At 46.4% G+C, this 24,668-nt stretch carries 26 protein-coding genes; 9 read left to right on the top strand and 17 right to left on the bottom strand.

The window, feature by feature from the left end:
• Position 1: 1 nt before the first annotated feature.
• Positions 2 to 499: a CinA family protein gene (locus tag ON006_RS05900; protein WP_244819406.1), complete on the top strand. Its 498-nt coding sequence runs from the start codon at positions 2 to 4 to the stop codon at positions 497 to 499.
• Between the two features lie 28 nt (positions 500 to 527).
• Here the strand turns inward: ON006_RS05900 and ON006_RS05895 are convergent, their stop codons facing one another.
• From ON006_RS05895 to ON006_RS05870, 6 genes are all read right to left on the bottom strand, one after another.
• Positions 528 to 1,082 carry a hypothetical protein gene (locus ON006_RS05895; RefSeq protein ID WP_244819407.1) on the bottom strand — a complete coding sequence of 185 codons (555 nt, stop codon included), beginning with the start codon at positions 1,080 to 1,082 and terminating at the stop codon, positions 528 to 530.
• A 283-nt stretch (positions 1,083 to 1,365) separates the two neighbouring features.
• Positions 1,366 to 2,037 (bottom strand): ABC transporter ATP-binding protein, encoded by a 672-nt coding sequence (locus ON006_RS05890; protein ID WP_244819408.1) that lies wholly within the window; start codon positions 2,035 to 2,037, stop codon positions 1,366 to 1,368.
• A 3-nt stretch (positions 2,038 to 2,040) separates the two neighbouring features.
• Complete coding sequence (locus tag ON006_RS05885) at positions 2,041 to 3,306, bottom strand: ABC transporter permease (protein WP_244819409.1); 1,266 nt, start codon at positions 3,304 to 3,306, stop codon at positions 2,041 to 2,043.
• 10 nt (positions 3,307 to 3,316) lie between these two features.
• Positions 3,317 to 4,408 carry an efflux RND transporter periplasmic adaptor subunit gene (locus tag ON006_RS05880; RefSeq protein ID WP_244819410.1) on the bottom strand — a complete coding sequence of 364 codons (1,092 nt, stop codon included), beginning with the start codon at positions 4,406 to 4,408 and terminating at the stop codon, positions 3,317 to 3,319.
• A gap of 4 nt (positions 4,409 to 4,412) precedes the next feature.
• The gene (locus ON006_RS05875; protein ID WP_244819411.1) at positions 4,413 to 5,726 is read right to left on the bottom strand and encodes a TolC family protein; all 1,314 of its coding nucleotides are present in this window, start codon (positions 5,724 to 5,726) and stop codon (positions 4,413 to 4,415) included.
• Positions 5,727 to 5,779: 53 nt separating this feature from the next.
• Positions 5,780 to 6,244: a GbsR/MarR family transcriptional regulator gene (locus tag ON006_RS05870; protein WP_244819412.1), complete on the bottom strand. Its 465-nt coding sequence runs from the start codon at positions 6,242 to 6,244 to the stop codon at positions 5,780 to 5,782.
• A 318-nt stretch (positions 6,245 to 6,562) separates the two neighbouring features.
• On the opposite strand from ON006_RS05870, the gene ON006_RS05865 reads away from it, so the two are divergent.
• From ON006_RS05865 to ON006_RS05845, 5 genes are read left to right on the top strand one after another with little or no spacing between them, the layout of a single operon-like run.
• Positions 6,563 to 7,078, top strand: a complete 516-nt coding sequence (locus tag ON006_RS05865; protein ID WP_244819413.1) for a hypothetical protein — start codon at positions 6,563 to 6,565, stop codon at positions 7,076 to 7,078.
• A gap of 4 nt (positions 7,079 to 7,082) precedes the next feature.
• The gene (gene scpC, locus ON006_RS05860) at positions 7,083 to 8,615 is read left to right on the top strand and encodes a succinyl-CoA:acetate CoA-transferase ScpC (protein ID WP_244819414.1); all 1,533 of its coding nucleotides are present in this window, start codon (positions 7,083 to 7,085) and stop codon (positions 8,613 to 8,615) included.
• A gap of 24 nt (positions 8,616 to 8,639) precedes the next feature.
• A complete protein-coding gene (locus tag ON006_RS05855) occupies positions 8,640 to 9,041 on the top strand; it encodes a hypothetical protein (RefSeq protein ID WP_244819415.1) in 402 nt (133 codons plus the stop codon).
• A 28-nt stretch (positions 9,042 to 9,069) separates the two neighbouring features.
• Positions 9,070 to 9,909, top strand: coding sequence for a putative universal stress family protein (locus tag ON006_RS05850; protein ID WP_244819416.1), 840 nt, complete (start codon positions 9,070 to 9,072; stop codon positions 9,907 to 9,909).
• Positions 9,910 to 9,920: 11 nt separating this feature from the next.
• The gene (locus tag ON006_RS05845) at positions 9,921 to 10,757 is read left to right on the top strand and encodes a universal stress protein (protein ID WP_244819417.1); all 837 of its coding nucleotides are present in this window, start codon (positions 9,921 to 9,923) and stop codon (positions 10,755 to 10,757) included.
• A 34-nt stretch (positions 10,758 to 10,791) separates the two neighbouring features.
• Here ON006_RS05845 and ON006_RS05840 read toward each other — a convergent pair whose 3' ends face one another.
• From ON006_RS05840 to ON006_RS05795, 10 genes are all read right to left on the bottom strand, one after another.
• A complete protein-coding gene (locus ON006_RS05840) occupies positions 10,792 to 11,601 on the bottom strand; it encodes a universal stress protein (protein ID WP_244819418.1) in 810 nt (269 codons plus the stop codon).
• Between the two features lie 13 nt (positions 11,602 to 11,614).
• The gene (locus ON006_RS05835; protein ID WP_244819419.1) at positions 11,615 to 11,851 is read right to left on the bottom strand and encodes a BON domain-containing protein; all 237 of its coding nucleotides are present in this window, start codon (positions 11,849 to 11,851) and stop codon (positions 11,615 to 11,617) included.
• Between the two features lie 38 nt (positions 11,852 to 11,889).
• A complete protein-coding gene (locus ON006_RS05830) occupies positions 11,890 to 12,741 on the bottom strand; it encodes a universal stress protein (RefSeq protein WP_244819420.1) in 852 nt (283 codons plus the stop codon).
• 276 nt (positions 12,742 to 13,017) lie between these two features.
• Positions 13,018 to 13,563: a hypothetical protein gene (locus ON006_RS05825; protein WP_244819421.1), complete on the bottom strand. Its 546-nt coding sequence runs from the start codon at positions 13,561 to 13,563 to the stop codon at positions 13,018 to 13,020.
• A 41-nt stretch (positions 13,564 to 13,604) separates the two neighbouring features.
• Entirely contained in the window at positions 13,605 to 15,953 is a 2,349-nt protein-coding gene (locus ON006_RS05820) for a phosphoketolase family protein (protein ID WP_244819422.1), read from the bottom strand.
• Positions 15,954 to 15,974: 21 nt separating this feature from the next.
• A complete protein-coding gene (locus tag ON006_RS05815; RefSeq protein ID WP_244819423.1) occupies positions 15,975 to 17,141 on the bottom strand; it encodes an acetate/propionate family kinase in 1,167 nt (388 codons plus the stop codon).
• 42 nt (positions 17,142 to 17,183) lie between these two features.
• Positions 17,184 to 18,221: a Gfo/Idh/MocA family protein gene (locus ON006_RS05810; protein WP_244819424.1), complete on the bottom strand. Its 1,038-nt coding sequence runs from the start codon at positions 18,219 to 18,221 to the stop codon at positions 17,184 to 17,186.
• 51 nt (positions 18,222 to 18,272) lie between these two features.
• Positions 18,273 to 18,494 (bottom strand): dodecin family protein, encoded by a 222-nt coding sequence (locus tag ON006_RS05805; RefSeq protein WP_244819425.1) that lies wholly within the window; start codon positions 18,492 to 18,494, stop codon positions 18,273 to 18,275.
• Between the two features lie 132 nt (positions 18,495 to 18,626).
• Positions 18,627 to 18,758, bottom strand: a complete 132-nt coding sequence (locus ON006_RS05800) for a hypothetical protein (RefSeq protein WP_255772821.1) — start codon at positions 18,756 to 18,758, stop codon at positions 18,627 to 18,629.
• The gene (locus ON006_RS05795; RefSeq protein ID WP_244819426.1) at positions 18,743 to 19,078 is read right to left on the bottom strand and encodes a hypothetical protein; all 336 of its coding nucleotides are present in this window, start codon (positions 19,076 to 19,078) and stop codon (positions 18,743 to 18,745) included. Before ON006_RS05795 ends, ON006_RS05800 begins: the two co-directional genes overlap by 16 nt.
• Positions 19,079 to 19,239: 161 nt before the next feature.
• Here ON006_RS05795 and ON006_RS05790 point away from each other — a divergent pair, with 161 nt between their 5' ends.
• The 3 genes from ON006_RS05790 to ON006_RS05780 all read left to right on the top strand — a co-directional run bounded on the left by ON006_RS05790 (position 19,240) and on the right by ON006_RS05780 (position 22,914).
• A complete protein-coding gene (locus tag ON006_RS05790) occupies positions 19,240 to 20,106 on the top strand; it encodes a universal stress protein (RefSeq protein ID WP_244819427.1) in 867 nt (288 codons plus the stop codon).
• A gap of 48 nt (positions 20,107 to 20,154) precedes the next feature.
• The gene (locus tag ON006_RS05785; RefSeq protein WP_244819428.1) at positions 20,155 to 22,671 is read left to right on the top strand and encodes a cation-translocating P-type ATPase; all 2,517 of its coding nucleotides are present in this window, start codon (positions 20,155 to 20,157) and stop codon (positions 22,669 to 22,671) included.
• Positions 22,672 to 22,755: 84 nt separating this feature from the next.
• On the top strand, positions 22,756 to 22,914 hold the full coding sequence (locus ON006_RS05780; protein ID WP_244819429.1) for a universal stress protein: 159 nt from the start codon (positions 22,756 to 22,758) through the stop codon (positions 22,912 to 22,914).
• A gap of 281 nt (positions 22,915 to 23,195) precedes the next feature.
• On the opposite strand, the gene ON006_RS05775 is transcribed toward ON006_RS05780, so the two are convergent.
• Positions 23,196 to 24,476, bottom strand: a complete 1,281-nt coding sequence (locus tag ON006_RS05775) for a retropepsin-like aspartic protease (RefSeq protein ID WP_244819430.1) — start codon at positions 24,474 to 24,476, stop codon at positions 23,196 to 23,198.
• Between the last annotated feature and the right edge of the window lie 192 nt (positions 24,477 to 24,668).

Below are 24,668 nucleotides of genomic sequence, written 5' to 3'. Positions count from 1 at the left end.
TATGCCTTCACAAAACATCCTGAATTGCAGCAAAGCACTTGCAGAGCAAGAACTAACCCTGGCATTTGTAGAAAGCGCGACAGCCGGACGGCTAGCTGCCGAGTTTTCTTTAACACCGGACTCTGGCAAAATACTCATGGGCGGACTGGTTTGCTATGATGCCAATTTGAAAATAGAGATCCTTAGGGTACCCAAGGAATTAATTGAAGGGTTCACACCGGAAAGTGCCGAAGTGACCAAAGAGTTAGCCGAGAGGCTGCAAACCTACATTCCCGCTGACATTCACGTTGCGATAACCGGACTAACCACACCGGGCGGCAGCGAAACCCCCGAAAAACCGGTCGGCACCATATTTATCTACGCTATTGTAAAAGGAAAGCCCATAGCGCTACGAGAAGTTTTTCAGGGTGGGCCAGAGCAGATCGTTCTGCAGGCCGTTGACCGGGTAGCCCTGCTGTTGCATGATCAAATTTCTGTGCGTCCGTCGCATGCCAGTTGACACACCAGGCTGGTTACCTCTATTAAAATCAGTCACCCAGTTCTGTATAACCGTCATCACCCAGAATGTCATGACCATTGCTCGCCCTGAATTCACGGACGATAGCGTCTCTTTCCGCCCTGTTCTTGGGATCGACGCTGATAATAATGCCACCTTCTTTTATTCCGGCCTCATAAGTGTCACAATGTTCCTGCGGGATTCTGGCAGCGATAATTGAGCCTATACTTGTAGCATCAAAAGTCCCCTGGCCATCTCCTAGCAAGCGCCTGGATATCCAAATCCCTAGTTTGGGCAAAGAAATCATAGTCGTGATCGAGAGAATGGCATCTGCAATCAGATGCCGGGTACGGGCTTTCTGATCTGCCCGGGCCTGATCGCTGCTTGCACCTACATCCAATGCATTCTCTTCATTAAGTGGATTCGCGTGACTGTTTAAAGTCTCGTCAGACATTAGCAACGAGATTTCATCCTGAGAATGTCCAAGACGCAGCAACCCCGCATGGGCTTTCTGCGCATCCTTTTTGCTGAAAAATACGGCCGAAACTGTTCCGGGTAATTCATAAGAGCTGCCACTTAATTCCATAGTAGGATCATTTTTGATATGGATACATTGGATGTGTACACAAATATGGTGCCAGAGTCAAGCCGCTTGCAGCGTGCATCATCTGGCCAAAAATGAAGAACGCAAATGCATATACGCATCAGGTGCTTTTGCGGTCCCTTGGCCGCAGGCATTCCGCATCCAGCGTTTATAATCAGCCAGACCATGGGTGCGATATTGATGAGCGCAGCTTTGCAGGGCATGTGAACGCCCAAATTCAAGTGGAATAACAGTTGGCTGGCGGACATCTCCGCTTTTGGAAATCCTAAGACACCAACGCCCCATCAGTCAAATGTATCACATGGTCTGATTTTTCTGCAAACTCATCGTCATGTGTGACAATCAGCATGGTCTGCCCATGCTCAGTAGCGAGTTGCCGGAACAGGTCAAAAACAATGGCTGTATTTTTACTGTCCAGATTTCCGGTCGGCTCATCACCCATTACAATCAGTGGGTCGTTGATCAGCGCCCGTGCGATGGCAACCCGCTGCTGCTGACCTCCCGAAAGCAGCGAAGCTCGTTTTACTGCCTGGTCATCGACACCCAGCAACTTTAACAACCCATAAGCTTTGGACTCTACTTCCTGCCTGCTATACTGCGCTCTTTTTAAACCTGGCAGCATTACATTTTGAAGCGCCGTAAATTCGGGGAGCAGGAAGTGCGACTGAAAAACGAACCCGATATGACGGTTACGAAAATCGGCAAGCCATTTATTACTTCGCCCATGCACTTCCTCTCCATTGATACGGATGCTACCATCAAAATCGGTATCCATCGTCGAAAGCAGATACAGCAAGGTGGATTTTCCACTCCCGGATTTTCCGGTAATCGATACGAACTCTCCTTTTTGGACCGAAAAGCTCACGTCTTTCAGGGCCTGGAATGGTGCCGGGTCGTGAAAGTACTTATTAATATGGTTTGCTTCGAGCACACGCATAACTTATCCTCTTAAAATAGCGATCGGATCCATTTTTGCTGCTTTACGTGACGGCAAATAGCCTGATAAAGCAGTTGTCAATATGCCGAATGTAAATCCGGTCACATAATAAAGTGGCTTGAAACTGACGGGCAGGTGATCAAGGGTAATCATCACGTCGCTGTGAAATGGTACTTTTGAGACCGCATAGGAAAGCGCAAAACCAAATACCAGGCCCATAACCGCTCCGACGATGCCAATCACAAATGCCTGCGTCAGAAATACCCATCTTACATCTGCATCTGAAAATCCCGTAGCCTTTAGAATGGCAATTTCCTTCATCTTTTCATAGATCATCATTGTCAGAATGTTAAAAATCCCAAACCCGGCAACCAGCAAGATTGTTCCAGCTACGCCATAAACGATCATTTTGCGAAGGATTTCCCCTTCCAACAAGGAAGAATTGTCCTTTTTCCAATCTGACCCCGAGTAAGCGTATCTTTTTTGAAATTCTTCGGAAATTTGTGGGGCCAGCTCTTTTTCATGGAGCTTGACTTTGATCTCAGTCAGATAAGAGGCAGGTACTTTCAAAAAACGCTGCACGGTTTTCAGGCTCGCATAGCTCTGTTGCTTGTCAATATCACTCATGCCCGTTCTAAAGAGCCCAATGACGGTAACCAAAAAATTATCGCCGCGCTCGGTAGTGAGCTGGAGTTGATCACCGGTTTTAACGTTCAATTTTCTTGCAAGTCCAATTCCCATTAACATACTGTTTGGCTTGGTGGCAAGCTCTTCAAACCCTCCCTCCACAATTTTGCTTCCAAGATTAAAAAGCAGGTTTTCACGCTCAAAGTCGATCCCCATGACCTTTCCGCTCAGGGAGGAAGAGCCCAGCCGGTAGAAAACCTGTGTACTAAGCCCCGCTGAGACGGCCAAGACCCTGCCATCATCGTCAAGCTCGGTGAGTGCCTGTCTTGCGTCTTTTAGACTAAGCAGGATATCCTTTGGTTTCTGATGGTGTACCACATTGATCATACCGGGTCGCGCCCTTTCCAGGGTGGAAGACTCGGCCAGCTGCACTTCGTTATAAAGCCTTAAATGGGGCGATTGCTCAAAGACTATATCCTGGGTATATTCATTGGTCCCCTGAATGAAGCTTACCATAAAGATAAACACCGTGATGCCGAAAGTCACCCCTGTGGTCGCGATAATGGTCTGTTTGAGCTTTGCACGCATGTATGTAAACGCAATCGATACGGCAAGTCTGATCTGGGTCAGGTTCATTTTCATGACATTGTATTTATGGTTTTACAATTACGTCCCCCTTCCCTACTCCGCTGAGTACCTCCAACCATGCGCCATTGCGGGTGCCGACAAGCACTGCGATCTTTTTTATTTCCTGGCCAGATCTAACCAAAACACTGTCCCCAGATTGCAAATAGGCAACCGGGATCACCATTGCTGACACATTCTGGCGTATTAAAATATTGGCTTCCACAGAGGACTGCGGGAAAAAGCCCGCGGTGTCGAGTACCTGTGCTTCTACTTTCAGGCTCCTGTTTTCGGTTTGCAGCACGGGTACGATCTTGCTTACCGTAGCAGAAAACTGCCTGCCAGCAAAAGCATCTGTTTCAAAAAAGACTTGCTGGCCCAATTTCACTTTGCTAATGTCACGCTCATCGACCAATAACTCCAATTTGAACTGTTTTGCACTTCCTGCCATTAAGATCGGCTCACCCGCTTTGGCCAAGGCACCCTCTTTTAGGTTGACACTGTAAATCTTGCCAGTTATGTTGCTGGTCAGGACCTTTCCTTCCTGCAACTGGCTAAACTGGGCAAGCTGGCCAGCAGCATTTAAGACTTTTCCTGAAAGCTCTTTTTGTTTGATCAATAATTGCTGCCGCAGGTTTTGATATGCTGAAAGACTGGTTTGGGATTTCAATGTGGCATCGTCTGCATCTTTCCGGGAAACTGCCTTCTCCGCGGCCAGGTCCCGATACCGATCGGCATTGGCCGAGTCGTGTTCATATTGCTCCCTGGCGAGGGCAACCTTCTGCTGGGCCTCGATCAGCATGGGCGACTGCACGGAGGCATTCTGACGGGCGAGCCGGAGCTCATCAGTCAGTAGGGTCAGCCGTGTGCTTTGGCTTGGCGTGCCTAGCAGCACCAGTACTTCGCCCTTTTTAACCAGGTCCCCTTCTTTAACCAGAATTTTCATGATGCGTTCCGGATTGTTAGACTGCACATATTCATAGGTTTCCGGAAAGATTTCGCCGGATGCGTACACTGCTTCATTTAGCGGCTTCTCAATAATAGTATAAGTTTCTGGCTCCTTTTTACAAGCCAAAAAGAAAAATACCGCCGCCCCGAAAAGGTACCGTATTGTTTTCATATCCTCAATTGTTTTGCAAATAGTGAAGGGTCAGGTAATGTTTGAGGTACTCGCGTTTAGCGTCGGTAAGCTGCCGCCTTGCCAGGCTAAGTTCTTCCTGAAGCTGGCGGAGCTCAATGAAGTTGATAATCCCTTTTTCAAGTTTTTTACGGGATAACAATTCGTTTTCAGAGGAAAGCAGCAGGTTTTGCTCCTGCTCGCTGATCGTCCGGAGAGCTTGGCTCATTAACTTTTGTCCCCTTAACCAAATTTGCTTTTGCTGCTGCAGAAACTGTTCATGTTCAAGATCCGCGGTGCGTATCAGGCCCTTTTGCCGTTTGGGCTCATAGACCATTTTTTCCAAATCCAATATCGGCACTGCCACTTTAAGGCCCACAAACCCGGATGAAAACCACTTGGAACTACCGATAAAATCGAGATTCTGGCCAAAACCTAATCGGCTGTATCCGGAACGCAGCGAAACCTTAGGGTACCAGACTGCCCTGGCCAAAGCATATTGCCGTCTGTGTATTTCTGTCCTCAACAAATAGGTCTGGTGATCCGGTAAGCGTTCTTCATTGAAATTTTCCAACTTCTGTGTCATTAAAACTTCGTTGAAACTTTGGTCTATGCCAATAGAATCCTCCATGGGGTAACCCATCCAAAATTTCAGGTCCAAAAGCGCACATGCAAAGTCAGTTTGGGTTTTAACAATATTGGTTTTCAGGTTTCTTAAAATAATCTCAGATTGGTTCAAGGATATTTTATCGGTCAAACCTTTTTCAAATTGCAGACGGAGCAGCCGGTGGCCCTGCTCATATAGTGAATATTGCTCCGATGCCCCGGCGATGTCAAGCGCGCCAAGCTGAGCGGATAAGTATGCCATATGGACGTTTCTGACGACCTGGTTTACCGCTGACTTCCCATCGCTTTCCAAAAGCTGTTGATCCAAAGCTGCGAGCCTGATTTGTTTCCAGGCTTCAACATCGATCAAATTCAGGTCTGCTTCCAAGCCAATGTTTCCCATCCAGGGCGTTCCCAGACGCACAGGTACAAAAGTACCTTCGGGCTGGCCCACCAGCTGACCAGGAAAAACCTGAACCGGGATTTTCCAGTAATGATCCAAAGCCCCGTTCCCAACAATCTTGGGAATCAGACGTGCTGTGGCCGACTTGTGATCAATTGCTGCCCCTGAAAGTTTGCTTCTGCTCACCTGTAACTCTGGATTATGCTCCCTGGCATAGTTCAAACACTTTTCAAGGCTCCAGCTTTGCGCAGAAGCGGCTATTTTCAATTGACAAAAACCCGTACAAAGGAAGATGATAAGAAGCCTGGCCATTTCTTAGTAAGTCATTATTGTTCATAACTAAAAGAACCAACTGGATAAATCGACTAAATCCCGTTCGCCTGCAAAGCAATTGTCCGTTTCCAGCGATCGAGAATAATAGGAAATTCCACCAAAAGCATTTTGTAAAGCACCGCAACGTCATCGAGCTCCTGATCGAATTTGTCTTTAATGTTCCTCGCCACGCGCACATCGTCCAGGATTGTAAAAAACTGCTTATATCGCTCGGTCATTTCTTTTTCGTTGAACAAACTGCGCATCTGCACATAGAAAAACCGGCGCCTCTGCCCTCCAATGGTCTTCGATCCTACCATCCCTGAGGTCGTAAGCATCTTCAGAGCATTGGACACGGCACTTTTACTCACCTTGAAATAGCCGACTAAGTCCTCAAATAATGCTCCTTGCCCGCCGCATAAGAGCAGATAAACAAAGACCCTTGATGCTACCGGGGTTAATCCCATATGTTCCATGACCACGCCATGTGTTTCAATCCTGTCCCGATGCTCTTCCAAGGTATCTATTCGTTTCGTCTGATACAAACATACAACTCAAAACTTAGTTCTTCAATTAAAGAACCAAATAAATTTAAGGACTCCATGCTACAATGCGGGCTGCCTTCTGGCGTGTCGATAAAACTGACACAAATCATATTAACAGCTATTGATCATCAGCTTATCCCAGCCAGGCATACGGTTACTTTGATCTACAAATCGATGGTCAACCATGCACCCCTTTGCACTGCTATTCACTTAACTGCTAGCCTATTTAATCTATTACCACTACATCTACAACGCATTTATTAATAAGCCGGTCACTTTCACCTGATAAACATGGAAACATACGGGATTTCCCCACTTACCTTTTGGAGTGCTTATGCAGCCAGCAACTTGGTTGCGCTCACCTTAATCTGGACCGCCGACAAGCATCCTGACTTCACCAGAGCAGCCTTTTTTCTGATTTTTATCGGGGCTGCCGCCGTAAATACTTATATCGCCATTGACTCGCCCTGGGCTTATCAGGATTATGCCGAGACGGCTGTCCCGCTCTACAAACAATTTATCCTGGGTGCATTTGAAGCCATTATCACCCCGATGATCCTGGTCATCGCGCTTGGCCAGCTACTGATCGCAGCGGCCATGTTATTGAAAGGCAAGGTCCTGATCGCCGGATGCTGGGCGGGGATCTTGTTCGGGATCAGCATCACCCCGCTGGGACTATATGCTGCCTTCCCGGCAACCCTGTTGATGGCAGTCGCCCTATTTATTTTACAAAAAAACCAGGTTTCGGCGCCATCCAAGAAAAGACCGTCCAAACTGGTACGGATCGTTGCTCACGCCTTAAAATAAAATCATGAAAGAAGACTTATCACGGATCGGAAATGTGTCGCTGATCGAAAAGATCATGCAAGCAAACCGTGCCGCTTCATTTATTGAGAATGGTATGGTGGTCGCCTCCAGCGGCTTTACCAAGTCCGGCGACAGCAAGGCTGTACTTTTGGCCTTCGCCGAAAGGGCAGAGTTTGATCCCATAAAAATTACACTGATCACCGGTGCCTCACTCGGCCAGCACACTGATGCGCGACTGGGCACTGCCGGAGCCGTATCCCTGCGCTTACCCTTCCAGGCGGACCCCGTCATGAGGACCCTGATCAATGAAGGGCAGCTGATGTATATTGATGAAAACCTGGGGGAAACGGCCATGCACCTAAAAACCGGTATTTTTGGTGAGATCGACATAGCGGTCCTTGAAGCATCATCCATCAAAGAGGACGGCAGTATTATACCGACCACCTCGGTGGGCAATTCTGCTGTATTTGCGGCGCTGGCCAAGCAGATCATTGTAGAAATCAACGTTTCTGTCCCTGCTGACATCGAGGGCATTCACGATATTTTGCTCACCGGAAAATATCCCGACAAGGCGATCATACCCATCATCTCGGCCGGGCAACGCGTCGGTCGCGACAGCATTCCCTGCGACCCAGAAAAAATAATTGGTATTGTGTTTACCGATAAAAAGGACAGCCCGGCCGATATTCTTGCTCCGGATAAAACAACACAAAAAATAGCCTCCTACATTCTGGATTTTCTTAAAAATGAAGTGCGCGCCGGACGTTTAACCAATGCTCTTCTGCCCCTTCAGGCGGGTATCGGAAAAGTCGCCAATGCAGTTTTGCAAGGCTTCGCCGAAAGCGATTTCGGGCATTTGACCATCTATTCAGAAGTTTTGCAGGACAGTACGTTCGATCTTTTCGACGCTGGCAAACTTGATTTCGCATCGGGCTCTTCGATCACCGTTTCCCAATCCTGTTACGAGCGGATTTTTGATAATTGGGGAAGTTACAAAGACAAAATCCTGCTGCGTCCCCAGGATATAACCAACTCTGCTGAGGTCATCAGCAGGCTGGGCGTCATAGCGATCAACACAGCATTGGAATGTGATATTTATGGTAACGTTAATTCCTCCCATATCTCGGGCACAGATATCATGAACGGGATTGGCGGGTCGGCTGACTTCGCCCAGAACAGCTACCTGAGCATTTTTGTGACCGAGTCGACCTGCAAGGGAAATACCATATCGCGGGTTGTCCCGATGGTCTCTCACGTGGACCACTCCGAGCACGATGTCGATATTTTGGTAACTGAGCAGGGGTTAGCAGATCTGCGTGGCCTGGCGCCGCGGCAAAAAGCCAAGACCATCCTCCAAAACTGTGTCCACCCTGAATACCGAGGCATGTTGGAGGAATATTTCAAAGAAGCCTGTCAACGAGGTGGCCAGACGCCCCATGTTATTGAAAAAGCCTTCGACTGCTATAAGAATCTGCGACTGAACGGGTCGATGAAACGGCATCACAGCCTTCATGAATCTTCTCTGGATCAGTCTTAATTGAATTCTCACAAACCAAATAATATGAAAACTTTAACCATTGCTGTCCTGTCGATGATATTACTGGCATTTTCATGCAATGATCATGTCATCCCTGCTAGCGAACTATCATTTAAAACCCTGCCTTTCGAGCATGTTGATACAACCACGATTTTTAAAATCCGGGTTGATGATCAAGGCAAAAAGCCTGTGAACGAATACGGAATTGTTTATACAGCCTACTTCCGGGGTGTCGGCAATCACAACCTTGACCCAACCGTTGATGATAGCAAAATAAAGTTCGACACTGCGTTCATGCTGGGAATCAACCAGTTTGGCTATACAAAGGATTTTATCAATGGAAAAACATTTTTTTACTACCGGGCTTATGCGATCCTTGACGATGGATCGGTCATCTATGGCAACCGGATCAGTTTAACGATTTAACCACAAGGCCATCCAAATCGAAACAATAATGAAAAATATTCTTTTAGCAATCAATCCGGAAAAACCCAGCATTCCGTGTATGCAGTTTGGGTGCTACCTGGCGCAACTGACACAATCCAGACTTACCGCCGTTTTTGTAGAAAAGCATCTGGCAGATAAATCGCCCGCATTAAAAACGGTTTTCGGCCAGCCTTATGTGGAGACGATCATTGCCGGTGACCTGCCTGGTTACGGGCAGCATGAAGAAATGCGTGCCATCTACATGGAGACATTCGCGAAAATCTGTGAAGACAGGGGGGTGCGCCACAGCATAAACCCGGATCTGGGCTATCCGCTGGAGGGACTCATTGCCGACAGCAGGTTCGCAGATCTGCTGGTAATCGCCAGGGATACTTGCCCGGATGAAAAAATGGGCCAGTCCCCTTCGGATTTTGTGCAGGATATTATTGCTGCTGCCGAATGCCCTGTGATGGTAGCCCCGATCACATTTACTGACATTGACCAGATCGTGCTGGCCTATGACGAAAGCCGCTCATCGGCCTTTGCTGTCAAACAGTTCAGCTATCTTTTCCCGGAAACCGACGAGTTAAAAATCACGATGCTGCATGTAGATGAAGGTAAAGATGGGAATGAAATACAAAGAGAAAAGCTATCCCACTGGCTGGCTGCGCACTATAACTGTGCCGTTTTTGAAACCATGACTGGTAAAGCAAGCGCCGAACTTTACAAATACTTGCATAAGAAAAAAAAGGCATTGGTCATCATGGGTTCTTATGGTCGCAATACACTTTCAAAACTGCTATCTCCAAGCACAGCTAATTCGCTACTGGAAACCCTGGACCTGCCATTCTTTTTTGCTCACCATTAAACCAGAAACTGATGAAAAAGATCATTGCCGCCATTGACGGCCTCAAATATGCGGAAAGCACGGTACAATTCGCCGTTCAGATTGCCCGCGAAACCCAGTCCCACCTGGTCGGGGTATTTTTGGAAGATTTCAGCTATCATAGTTATTCCATTTATGAACTAGCGCCCCGGCTTGAACCCTGGGAGCAGCAACTCCGCAAGCTTAATGAGCAAGACCTTGCATCAAGGGCAGAATCGGTGGAGAAATTTACTGCGCTTTGCCAAAAGGCCGACATTGAATTTAATATCCATCACGACCGGAATTTTGCATTGTCTGAATTATTGCACGAAACGGTTTACGCCGATCTGCTCATCATTGGCAAAACCGAAACGTTATCGCCTTTCCCGCAAATGCCGCCGACCGGCTTTCTCCGTGATTTGCTGGGCGATATCCAGTGCCCGGTGCTGGTGGTACCGGAACAGTTTGAGCTTGTTGATAAAACCGTACTGTTATACGATGGACAACCTTCTTCCATGGTTGCCATCAAGATGTTCAGTTATTTGCTACCATTCTTGAAAATGCTTCCGGTGGAGATACTATCCGTTAAACCACAGGATGAAAACCTGCATGTCCCGGATAACCGCCTTATGAAGGAGTTTTCTAGGCGTCACTTCCCAAATGCCAGCTACCATATTGTGCACGGCATTCCTGAGCAAGAAATTATAAAGTATTTAAAAGAAAGTGATCAAACGCCGCTGGTCGTACTGGGCGCCTACCAGCGAAACCTGGTGTCGCGGTGGTTTCGCCGGAGTATGGCAGACCTACTGATGGAAGAATTAGATAACCCACTTTTTATAGCCCACATGTAGTGCACGGGCCGGCATTGAACCCCGGCCCGAACTTTTATAACAGCTGGCTCACCGATTGCTGGGCGCAGGTCCACGTAAGCAAATGTGCATGATTGACCACATCGGCAGCCACGCTAAACGTGTACAGATGCCCCAAATCTCTCGACCCATGGGTGGTCATCGCAATCATATCCGCATCAATTTCTTTGGCAAACCGAAGGATACCATCTCTCTCGTCGGTGTCTGTGACGATGTTGATGGTAAATTTGGAAAGCGAATGAAATGACGCATACTCGCTGACTTTTTGTGCGAGAACTTGATGGTTTGTGCCATCAGTAGTAGTATCTACCCTTAGGAGATGGAGCCTTGCGTTCAACAAGGTCTGAAGTTTTTTAAGGTGAACCATTCCGAAGTGATCTTCCAGAATTAGATTACAGGGAAGGACGATGTTTTTGAGATTCCCTAAATGCGATTTCTGATTGACGGCAAAAACTGGCACGGGAGATCGCCTCAGGATTCTTTCAACGTTTGAGCCTATGAATGTACTGTCCCAGCCCCTGGAACCACGCGTTCCCATCACAATCAGATCTACTGACTCTTCAATGATTACATCCGAGACGGCTGGCAACAGCCTTCCGAATCGAATCTGTTGCTGAATGTGAACCGGCTGGCTGACGCCGATGACGAAATTTTCAAAGTCTTCTCTATAACGCTCGGAAACGGGTGGGCCCTCATCTTCTGGCGGTTGACTGGTTACAGACAAAACAATAATGGCCCCGGAGGTTGCATGAGCTAATTCGACCGCAAATTCAAGCCCCAGTAATGCCGACATGGAAAAATCGCAGGGCACAAGTATCTTTTGCATATTCCTGTCAGCATTAATTGGAATGAAATCGAGAAAAGGTCAGGTTGTTAGTTATGCCATAAACGCCCAGGATATTTTCAACACTTTCCTGGACAAGTCGTCTGTCGGACTCCCGATCTACTTTTCCTTCCAGGGAGACCCAGCCTTCATGGACAAATACGTGTATGTCTTCATGATGAAGATGAGAGCTCTGGTGCAGGGTGCTGACGATATGCTTAATAAGCACGGCATCACTTATCGATGTTTTCATGTCCATATCAGATAAATTTTCTGTCGCATGACAAATCATCATTTCTCAGGGGCAACATAAGTCCAAACAGGCTCGCTGGACTGGTTGACCACATCTTCCGCAACACTTCCTTTCAAAAGATGCTCAAAGCCCTTATATCCATGCGACGACATAGCGATAATTGAACCGGGTACGTTGGATGCAAAATTCATGATTCCTTCATCCAGGTTTACGCCCCTGCGCACATTCAACGTATAACGCGTTAGGCTGAAAAACCTGGCATAGTCCTGAAGGCTGGCCTCCGCCTCTTCGTCACGGATCAAACTGGTTGGAAAATTATTGATGTAAAGTACATGTAAGATCGCCCCGAAAAATGCCTGCAGTTTCTTCACTTTTGTTAGCAGCTCGTTTTGCGTTAAATCCAGGGACGTGGGAAAAATAATGTCCTGAACATCCTTTACATGCTGCATTTGATGGGTTACAAACACGGGAACCGGCGAGCGTCGCACGATCTTCTCCGAATGGGATCCGATAAAAAACGCTTTGAGGCCTTGCGCCCCGGTCGTGGACATGACGATCAGATCGACATTCTCACGCTCAGCCACATTGATAACCGTTTCAGTCAAAGGCCCTTGTTCAACCAGGAAGGTGATGTTCACTGTTGTATCAGCTGATGTTGTCTTCATTCTTTCAAATTCCTGCTCAGCTTCTTGGATGAATGCGCTGATCGGCAATACCGGATCATGAAAGACATAGGGTTGACCGGCCATGCCGTTGCCATACAAGTACTCTGGTTCAATTACATGGAGCACTTTCACTTCGCCTTGACTGGCCAAGGCAATCTCCTTCGCAAATTCGATGGCCTGCCGGGCAGCAATTGAAAAATCACAGGGTACCAATATCGTTTTCATGTGCAGCAATAGTAAGGTGAGCTATTTTTCCACCAAATTATTCGTTTGGCAGCCCTAATCCGATGACTTTGTCCACTAAGACAAATGATATTCATCAGTTTCCTGATCGTGGATACAACGTGTTATCCCCTAGGCCCTGTTGAATTTGAACAAACACACGTCTATCCAATCCCCGTAACGATGTAGGTTATCAGCATACCATTAAACCTGTTCGACGCATCGTGCCGGTCTTAAAAAACAACATCTTCTTCGTGCTGGATCATGCCGGTAAAAATGTTAAGCCGGTTGTCCCGTGTCACTTCCATAGTGGATATAAATGTTATAGCCGTTATTCTTTCGAAAAATGTTGATGATGCTATCGTTTTGAAGCAGGTTATCCGGATTCACGCTTACGAGGAAACTCCCTTCCCTGATCTTTGCATCGTAAAGTTCGGCCTGCTCTTTTGGAAATCCGTTGCCAACCATTGCACCAATTGCACCACCGGCAATTGCGCCACCTGCCGCGCCAGCTAGTCCAGCCAGCAATGGGCCAACAAAGACAATCCCAAGGCCAGGCAATGCTATGTTTGTAGCCACTGCGGCAACTGCCGCCGTGATCCCTCCCGCTGCTCCACCCAGCAAAGCGCCCCTGCCGCCACTATCGGCGGCCTGTGTTTTATCAGCTTCCGAAAGGCTACCTTGATGTGCATAGTCGGACATGACAAGCGATATATTATCCTTACTAATACCACTTTCCAGTAAAGATTGATATGCGCTGTCTGCCTGGTTAGACTCGGCAAATAACGCAGTGATGATCAATGTATTTTTGGTGTTATTCTCCATAGCTTCTAAGTTTGTTGATTGGTAAAAATTATAAAATCACATTAAGCTGGCATTAACCATTTCCAATCCCTGATTTCGGGCATATCCTGCAAATGCTCCCGGATGTATTGGTGATGCTCCCATAGTTTTTGGTTGAAACCACCAATGACCTGGTCTGCACCTTTGGTCCCGCTTCTTGAAATAGCCTCGATAGCAAGGTGATACCGGCTGGCTTCATTGAGCACTACCATATCAAAAGGTGTTGTTGTAGTGCCTTCTTCTTTAAATCCCCTGACATGGAAGCGCTCGGGATTCGGCCTTCCATGGATCAAATCATGTATGATGCCCACATATCCATGAAAGGCGAAAATGACATGAGTATTTTCCGTAAATATTTTAGTAAAATCTTCATCGGAAACCCCATGTGCATGGTTTTTTCCCGGGGTTAAGGATAACAGGTTGACCACATTGACGAGCCGGACTTTAAGCTCCGGGAAATGCTTTTGAAGCAGCCAGCTGGCAGCGACAGCTTCCAATGTTGGCACATCACCAGCACAGGCAAGAATAATGTCAGGTTCTGAATTCTGATCGTTCCCTGCCCATTCCCAAACTGAAATCCCTTTTTCGCAATGCTGCATAGCAGCTTTCCAGTCCATCCATTGCAGCTCAGGCTGTTTGCCTGCGATTACCAGGTTTATTTTATCTTTGGAAGACAGACATGCATGCATAACCACGAGCAGCGAATTCGCATCCGGTGGCAGATAAATGTTTACGATCTCCCGCTTTTTGCTGGCAACCGTGTCAATAAAGCCTGGGCCCTGATGACTGTAACCATTGTGGTCCTGCCGCCACGTATGCGAAGTCAGCAGGTAATTAAAGGATGCCAAAGGCGCGCGCCAGGAAAGCTCGCTGCACGTTTTCAACCACTTTGCGTATTGGTTGAACATCGAATCAATGATGGTAATGAATGCCTCGTAGCATGAAAATATTCCATGCCTTCCTGTCAGCAGGTAGCCTTCCATCCAGCCCTGGCACAGGTGCTCGCTGAGCACTTCCATAACCCGCCCTGTTTCAGACAAGTTTTCGTCTTCACTTCTGGGCTCACCCAGATAAAAACGGCCCGTTGCTTCAAAGACATCTCCCAGACGGTTGGATTCGGTTTCATCAGGACAAAAAAGGCGGAAGTTAGCGGCCTTCTCATTTAATTTAAAAACATCACGCAGGTATCTGCCAAGCTGCATGGTGGCCTGCCCAAAATGTTGGCCCGGCAAACGTACTTCCAGCTGGTAATGTTGCGGCTCGGGCAGATTGAGCTCTTTTAACTTTAATCCACCATTTGCAGATAAGTTGCTCCCCATTCGCTTGGAAGCATCCGGGATCAGACCTTTAAGGTTTGACGTTAACCTGCCCTGCTCATCAAAAAGCTGTTCGGGCTGGTAGCTGCGAAGCCATTTCTCAAGCAGCGCAAGTTGCTGATCGTCTTGGGTAACATCTTCCAAAGGCACTTGATGTGACCTAAATGTACCTTCCAGCTTTTGGCCGTCAAGTTCCTTAGGGCAAGTCCATCCTTTGGGGGTTTGAAGCACAATCAATGGCCAAGGCATTTGCTGCCAGTCGCTACCGCTGCGTGCAGCCTGCTGTATTTCCCGGATTTTTTGATATGCCCGATCAAGTTGCTTTGCCAAATCAGCATGGACTTCTTTGGGATCGCTGCCTTCAACCCAATGAACTTCATATCCATAGCTTTTCAAATAATCAATCGCATGTTGTTTCGGGAGCCTGCTCAGTACAGTTGGACTTGAAATCTTATACCCGTTCAAATGAAGGATTGGCAGCACAGCCCCATCACGCCCCGGATTTAGAAAACGGATTGATTTCCAGCTTCCTTCGAGCGGTGCAGTTTCGGCCTCACCGTCACCGATCACGCATGCTGCGATCAGGTCAGGATTATCGAACACGGCCCCAGCGGCGTGAGAAAGGCAATATCCCAGCTCACCTCCTTCATGGATGGAGCCAGGTGTGTCAGCACTTACATGGCTCGGAATGCCGCCTGGCGTAGAGAATTGCCTGAAAAATTTTTGGATGCCTTGCTCATCTTGTGTAATCTCGGGATATATATCGGTGTAACTTCCTTCCAGATAGGTATTTGCCAGTACGGCTGGTGCGCCGTGGCCAGGGCCTGCGATGAACAGTATTTTTGCCCCGGTAGCATTAATCAACCTGTTTAAGTGGACATAGATCAGGTTTAATCCTGGGGAAGTGCCCCAATGGCCGAGAAGCCGTGGCTTAATGTGCGCAACCGTCAGCGGCTGTTTGAGTAGTACGTTGTCTTTCAGATATATTTGCCCAACCGCCAAGTAATTGCACGCCTGCCAGTATTGATGCAGCAGCTCAAAATTGTTATCGTCCATATCTATTCTACACTGATTGGTTTATAAAAACGCCTTCACATTTTCAGCCAAAACGTACTCTTCGTTCGCGGCGATCACACGGACGCAAACTTTGCTATACTCACTGCTAATAGTCTCGGCTGGATGTTTCGCGTTCAAATTTTCATCCAGAAGAATTCCCAGGTAATCCATTTCATCGCAGATTCTCTGTCGGATTTGTGGAACGTTTTCTCCGATTCCACCTGTAAAGACCAGTTCGTCTAATCCGTTCAGAACGGCTGCAAACTGACCAATCGCCTTCTTTACCGAATAACAGAACATGGCCAGGGCCAATCGCGAAGCCGGATCTGACTTTTCTTTTTCAAGAAGCTTTGAGATCTCGTCTGTCTTTCCTGAAATGCCCAGCAAACCGGATTTTTTGTTGAACAATTCATCGAGCTGTCTAGCAGACAAGTTCCGCGACCTCAATAAAAATGGTGCGATCCCCGGATCAATATCTCCCGAACGCGATCCCATGATCAACCCTCCGGCAGGTGTAAACCCCATCGCAGTATCAACACTTTTGCCATTCAGAACAGCCGTCAGACTCGAACCGCTTCCGAGGTGGGCAATCAATATCTTTTTGCCTTCAATTCCAACCCTCATTTGTTTCAAATGCGAGATGATATACTGACAGGATAGGCCGTGAAATCCATATCGGTGTACCCCTGCCTTTCTGATGTTTGCAGGCAACGCGTAATATTTGGCCTGGTCGGGTATATCCTTATGAAATTCGGTATCGAAACTGGCAACCTGCAATGTTTTGGGGAATGCTTGCAAAAAACTGGACAAATTTGAAAGTATGTCGGGAAGGTGCAGCGGCGCAAGTTTTTCAACCTTTTTCAACTCCCCGATGAGCGATTTGCTAACTATTGCAGGCTCAAAAAAACGTGCACCTCCATGGACCACCCGATGGCCAATGCCCTGGATGATAAGCTCCTTTTCATCAATCCAGTTGATCAGCATTTCAATCACCTGTGGCTCGGATGTGTCCCTTAGTTTCTTTGAAACAACATCGTGGCCATTCTCATCAGTTACATGAAAGCTTCCGCTTATAGACCCTATCCCCATAGCTTTCCCAGCCCAGATCATTTCCATTGTATGAGCATTGAAAACTTTAAATTTTAGACTGGAAGAGCCTGCATTAACGGCCAGGATCGTTGGTGACATCTAATCAGAGTTTAGGTATTTTCAATGTTGTGCACGACCGGATTATGGTTCACTGAGCTCGGCAAACTCATTGAGATACAAATCGATTTTCGAATGTTTTTCGGCAGATTCATAAATAGCGGCGATGATCTTCATATCACGCAAACCCATTTCGGCGGGCACCCTGGATGGCTGGTCAGTAATGATGCAAAGCGCAAAGTCGTCCATTTGCAAAGCTTGCTGGTTGACTGGCTTACAATCCATCCCTCCTTCCGAAGTCCTTCCTTTCAAACCCTCATATTCGTAGGCCGGGTCCAGCTCAAACCAGCCCGACTCTGCTTCGGCGCGCATCAGGTTCTGGTTTTTGGAGTAGCTACATTCGCAGTCGGCAATCACTTCGTCTCCAAAATACATCGTCCAGGTAATCCCTTCCTCCAATCCCTGGAATTTGGACGGGTCTGTTTTATCTGCAAAGCGTGCATCCACCACGGTGGGAAGTTTGCCGGTGATATAGATCGCTGCCTGGATGCAGTAAATGCCGTTGTTTACCAAAGGCCCACCGCCCGAGCGCTTCGGATCAAGCCGCCATTGATTTGACTCACCAATATCCATGCTGTCCAAAAGTGTGATTTTTTTTACCTGTCCAAACTTTTCCCCCTGGCCAAGCCGCATCATCTCCCGGTTAAAAGGATCAAAATGGAGGCGGTAGCCCATCGAAAAATGCATCCCGGTTTGCCCGATCGTCTCGATGACATGCTCGCATTCTCGAACATTCATTGCCATGGGCTTTTCACAAATCACATGCTTTCCCGCCTTCATGGCCCGGATGCTGTACTCGGCATGCATGCTGTTGGGCAGCACGATGTAGACAATATCGATCTGGTCGTTATCAGCAATCTTGTCAAAATCTTCGTAGCTATAAAGACCGTTGTCATCCAGACCAAACTCTGATTGATATTGTTTCAATTTCTCTTTGCTACCGCTCACCAGACCAGCCAGGCAGCAGTTTTTTGTCTCTTTCAATGCTGGCATCAGCTGACCTGTAGCGTACTGCCCCAGACCAACCAGGGCGACGCCCAGCCTTTCTTTTCCGTTTTCCATACGAGTGTTTTTTTGTTGAATAAGATTGGATACAATCCAGACGGCAAGCAGCTAGGTTTGTGGCCCTTCACTATCTTTCAATTCGAAGCTGATCTTGGCATTGATGCGGTACTGGGTGATCTGGTCGTTTTCCTCCACAGCCTGGAATTCCTTGACATATACTGAACGTATGCTTTTTAAAGACTTTGCAGCTTCTGTTACTGCGGTTTGGGCGGCATCCTCCCAGCTTTGGGTCGAGTTTGCCAGCACTTCGATTACTTTTACAACAGACATATCCGTAATGGTTAAGGTTGAACTTATTAGCCTTCTTTTTTTTCCGGGCACTTGTAAATAAATGTGCCACAAGATCATCGCGTCTTTCCCGTTTTTACCTGATGAAAAAAATCAGACTAGGCTTGTGCTTGATTAATATAATCGCTGATCAGGCGCAGATACTTTTCCGCCGCGTTCGCTCAACACATCGATCTGCCTGAAAGCATCATTGTATTCAATGCAGTCGAAGATGATGGGCTGGCCATCCATTAAAGATATTGCCACTGTGAAGATCGCCGTGGATGTCCCTTGTAAACCCCAATGCCACGCGTTGTTTCATCCGGTTGGCATACTGCTTCCTTACTGCCGGTAAATAAACCTAAATGAGCTTCCCTGGGGATCTTCCAAATTGAACATGCTTCGCGAACATTGCTTTCTGGTTTGCCTGCCGGTTTCCTCTCAAGATCATCGTGGAAGCGGCCCATCGAAAGGAAGTAGATAGATTCCTCTCGCTGCCCCCGGTTGCCGTCAGTCCAATAGCTTTCACCCGGTTTTGCCGAAAGATCGACATCAAAAATGGAATTGATTGTGCCGCCACCGTTCATTTTTCGCTATTATCCTTGACTAAGCAAATTTATTGATCAAAAAAACCCATCGACTGACCAAGCTTTCAAAAGGGCATGACCTTCGTCATTCTTTTGCAGGCTAACAGCCGCGATTTTTGTAACACACTCGATAAGAGCCTCTCACATTTACTTGCATTCATATGAAAACGATCCTGGTACCTATTGACTTTTCCGAAAACGGGGACAAGGCATTGGCCGCAGCAAAGCAAATAGCTGTTAAAACCGGCGCAAAGCTATCGATCATGTATGCCCACCAGCCTTACGTGGGCGATTATATGATCCCTGAATCGATTGGAACGGCCCCCATCTATCCGCAGTTGGAAGACGATTACCGTGCAAAACTGAACCAACGGGTTTCCAACGCCCAGCAGGAAGGGTACCGTGCCGACGCCATTTTCGAAACAGATAGCGTGGAAACGGCTGTACTCAGACAAGCCAAAGAAATTTCAGCGGATCTGATCATCGTTGGAAGGACTGGTCACCGAACCTTTTTAGACAAATTGATAGGCAGCTCGGCAACCGGCATTGCACTGCATGCCCATTGCCCAGTCCTAATTATACCACCGGAAAGTAAAATGACGCGGTTCGATCAGATTGTATATGCTACCCAACTGGAATTTGACGAGAAGCAGATACTGCTTGATGTCGTCGCTCTGAGCAAACAATTAAAAAGTAAGCTCCAACTTGTAAAAGTGAATTCCGACGAGCAGCTGGACATCCAACCTGACGGGCAGTATATTAATGAAATCGAGCGTGAGCTGGGTATTGATCGTGGTGACATCGCTATACTCAATGGTGATCACGTGATGGATCGGCTGGGAAATTACTGTGATCAAATAAAAGCGGACTTGCTGATCGTTTCTAACCGGCGGAGAGGCTTTCTTGAAAAGTTGCTGAATCCTTCGATGACAAAAAAATTAACCGTCGATACCCAAGTTCCGCTATTAGTTTACCACAAAGAGCCTGTTGATAGCGATCTTAAAGCGCCGATGGTGATCCTGAGCTGATCAGCACAATTTCGCCTCCATCATGCTAACAATACTCCCGTGCAAAATATGAATACCGTTGCAGGTCAGGGGCTTACTGATGCCCAGGTCCTGGCGTCTAGGGATAGGTTCGGGCGGAATCTTCTGGAAGGGAGATCTAAAAACGAATTTCTGGTAGCGCTGATATCGCTGATCAAAGAGCCGATGCTGATACTGCTCCTAGTCGCTGCCAGCATCTATTTTTTGACAGGCTCCCTTCAAGAAGGCTTCATGATGGTTGCCGCAATTGTGCTGATCTCAATTGTTTCGCTCTATCAGGATACAAGAAGCAGAAGTGCGCTGGAAAAGCTCAGGCAATTTACCGAGCCCAAAAGTCTTGTCGTTAGAAATAAGATCGAGTCCAGGATTTCAGTTGAAGACATTGTTGTCGGGGATTGGCTGGTCCTGCAAGAAGGAGAACGGATTGCAGCGGACGGTACAATTATAAACGCCCACGATTTTTCGGTCGATGAATCGATTTTAAGCGGGGAATCAATGTCTGTTTTCAGATATGTTTCTGAAACGATTTACCAGGGTACCCTTGTTGCCAGCGGCCGCGCGGTCTGCCTTGTGACAGCCATTGGAAATCAAACACGGCTCGCCCAGATTGGGGAAAGCCTCGACTCAATTGAAACCCAGAAAACACCGCTGCAAATCCAGATCAATCACCTGGTAAGGAATATGGCATTGATTGGCGCTGTTGTGTTTTCGTTTGTCTGGACGATCAATTACAGCAGGTCACAAAATGTACTGGACAGTCTGATGAAGGCACTTACCCTAGCGATGAGTATTCTGCCCGAGGAAATACCCGTTGCATTCACCACGTTTATGGCATTGGGTGCATTTCGCCTGATGAAAATGGGCGTTATCGTCAAGAATGCAAAAACCATTGAGGCCCTTGGAAGCGCCACCATTATTTGTACGGACAAAACAGGAACCATCACTGAAAACAGGATGTCGCTGGCTGGGATCTATCTGCCTGACGAAGATGCAATTGTATCTATTACTGACAAATTGAACCGCGGGACCCTTCATCTCTTGTCAACAGCCATGTGGGCAAGTGAGCCCGACCCGTTTGACCCTATGGAAATCGCCATTCACCAGGCATATCAACAGTGGTCGGACAAGGATGACCGCCCTGGCTTCCAGATGGTGTATGAATATCCGCTGAGTGGACCCCCCCCGATGATGACTCACGCATTTGAAAACGCGGCTGGTACAAGGATCATAGCCGCAAAAGGGGCGCAAGAGGCTATCTTATCGGTATGCCGATTAAGCGATGAAGAGAAGGAAAACACCCTGAAGGCTGTCAATGAATTCACAAAGAGCGGATACCGGGTTTTAGGTATTGGTGAGAGTAATTTTTCCGGGAAGGAATTCCCACAAACCCAGCAGCAAATCGATTTTCACTTTGTAGGACTTATCGCTTTTTACGACCCTCCTAAGGAGAACATCCAGTCCGTACTCGAGTCTCTTTATCGAGCTGGGATGCAAGTAAAAATCATTACCGGCGACCATGCAGCCACGACCCGGAACATAGCAGCGCAGATCGGGTTTCGTGGCGTGGAAAATGTCTTGACCGGACAGAGTTTGATGGGGCAGGATGAGAAGAATCTTAGAAAGTCAGTAACAAACACGGCAATTTTCGCCCGCATGTTTCCTGAGGCAAAACTCCTGGTCATCAATGCGCTGAAAGCCAATGGCCACATTGTGGCCATGATCGGTGATGGTGTAAATGACGGTCCGGCGCTAAAGGCGGCTCATATTGGCATTGCCATGGGCAAAAAGGGAAGCGAAATCGCCAAGCAGGCCTCCGCACTTATTCTGCAGCAGGATGACCTGTCAGGATTGGTAGACGCCATCTCGGCTGGGCGAAGAATATATAGCAACTTGAAAAAAGCGATCCGGTATATTATTTCCATCCATATCCCAATCATTCTCACCGTGTTTGTACCGCTGCTGCTCGGATGGAGATATGCAGAAATTTTCACTCCGGTCCACGTGATCTTTTTTGAACTGATCATGGGACCGACCTGTTCGATCGTTTACGAAAATGAGCCTGCCGACGAAGATGTCCTGTCACAGCCGCCACGCCCATTCACAAGTAGCTTGCTTAGTTCAGGTGAAGTACTGCTCAGCATTCTCCAAGGCCTGGTCATTACAGCGGGCTTGTTTGGCGTATATTGGTATGCGTTGCACAATGACTATTCAGGGCCACTAACCAGGTCTTTGGTTTTCACCTGTCTGATTTCGGCCAATTTCTCTTTGACGCTGACAAACCGTTCATTTCAAAAATCGCTATTTACAACGTTGAGCTATAAAAACGACCTGATCCAGTGGGTGTTAGCGATATCTATGTCGCTTTGCGCTCTTATTTTCCTTAATGCCACGCTAAGAACACTTTTTAAGTTGGGAACTCCCGACCCAGCGCAGATTTTACTGAGCATGTTGGTTGGATTTATATCCGTTTTTTGGTTTGAGATTTACAAATTCTGGAAGCGAAGAGGATTACCGGCACTTAGTGACCACGATCATAATCCGGGCTGAGCCCTGTCAAGGTATGAAAGTTTTCGATCCGCTTATTTTATGTTGAAAATGCCTTACACTTTAACTAACCAAAGACTTTGTTTGATGAAAAACACTCTTGTTCCTTGCGATTTTTCGAAAGCCTCTGAGCAGGCGCTTCGGTTCGCCATCGAAATTGCGGCTTTAAACCAAGGAGAGGTGACCGTTCTGCACGTTATTAACCTGACTCCCAACTACATTGAGACCCTTGAAACTAATCCATAGGGTTAGATTAAAAGATTGTACATAAAGTACCGTCCCCCGGTAGAAAGTTCTAATAGTACTTTTTACAAAATATTAACTTTGGGCAAGTATTTTTTTGTTGGCCTATCTTCACAATTATGCTGGATGAATCTGGATGAAATCTTCGGATATAGCGCTGAGATTTGAATACAGGCGATATAATCCCCGCTGGTTTGCTGTGCAAAATCCATGGTGATTTTTTTGACGGCAGCTGCCGTACTTTCTTTTAATTTAACTCAAATGTCTGCTGAATTGCTTAAAAGCTATTTAAAATTAAGATACATTGAGTCAAAATTAAGAATCATCTCGTCGAATTGATTGATAACATCTTGTCCAATGTTGCCATTATATTTTTGATTTATAAAAGTTGGAACGGTGCGAACAGCAATTTCTTTAAGTTGTAATTCTTTCTCACCAATTGCCAAATTGATAGTTGGCAGGATGTATACCTGTATTTTTATGGACCCACCAACACCCCCACTTTCGACTGTTTGAGTTTTGCCTTTTTTTGTAATTTCAGTTTTATACCTATTAAAATAGTTACTATAAAACTCACTTGCTGTTGCACCAGAATCAAAATGAAAACTTAATGTATCGGAATCATTTTTAACTGAAATTACCGTTGTAGAGCCATCAAAGGCTAAGTTGTTTAAATTACTGTGAGTAGGGTTTGGTGAAATAACAAAATCTCCGTTTCTGCGAATGTGAACTTCTTTTAACTGTGTGATTACCGGAAATCCTAAAATTCCGTCTAATGTATAATTTAAGGAAGGAAAATGAAGCTGTTCATCTGGCAATACCTGAAAGACTGCATTTTTAATCAAGATGTCTCCTAGATATAAACTGTCAGCTACTCCCAGCCCAGACTGGAATTTTATTCCAGTTATTCCACTTGATTCTTGGAAAGAAACATCCAATATTTTTAGCCCCAACTTTTTGGCGAAGCTTTGTGTTACAGTTGAAATATGTGCTCTAGTATCAAAAACTATCCCCTGAGTTGACGTTTTAGTTTTGAGCGGAATTTCTATTAATCCTAATTTATTCGGTTTCCATTTAAGAGTGACTTTTTTAAGATCGACTTGTTGAAGGGGAATATCTTTTAGTCCTTCATGGATAAGGAGTGTATTTTCTACATCATGTAATCTATCGCCTAAAACATTTTTGTAGTTCTTTACTATGTCTTTTCCGACTTCGGCTGCTTGCTTATATTGAAATGTTTTGAAATAGTTGTCCCGTAGTAGAAGCATCAAATCAATGCGGGCAGAATCTTTAAGTGAAGTGTTATCATTTTTAAGGAGAGATTTTATTAACAAAATTGACTTGGGGCAATTATTAAAAGCACTCTCGATAAAAGCCTGGTAAAAATGCAAATTATTAGCAGGAAGTATTGCTTCGTATTTATGAACATCCGTTTTAAGCTTAAAATATTCTCCCTTCTGAACTAAGATCTGTAGAGTTTGCTCTATTGAAGAATAATCTTCAACGGCTACTTTTTGCTTGCAACAAACAAAAAAAACGACAAAAATTAAGATCGAACTTTTCATTATCTTATTACTTTTGAGTTGCTATACTTACCACACTCACCATATAATCGACATTGTTGCCCTAGCTTAAAGAAAAGGGGTGAATGTTACACGAGATTGATTTAATTATTTGTAATATAGCTTATTACATTAAAAAATTCGCTTTTCCTTTTATAAATTCCTTTTCTGTCCCAGTGCTTCCAGGTAACGGTA

It is taken from the genome of Dyadobacter pollutisoli (assembly GCF_026625565.1).
In the GTDB taxonomy this organism is placed as follows: domain Bacteria; phylum Bacteroidota; class Bacteroidia; order Cytophagales; family Spirosomataceae; genus Dyadobacter; species Dyadobacter pollutisoli.
This window is presented reverse-complemented; position numbering and strand designations above follow the sequence as displayed.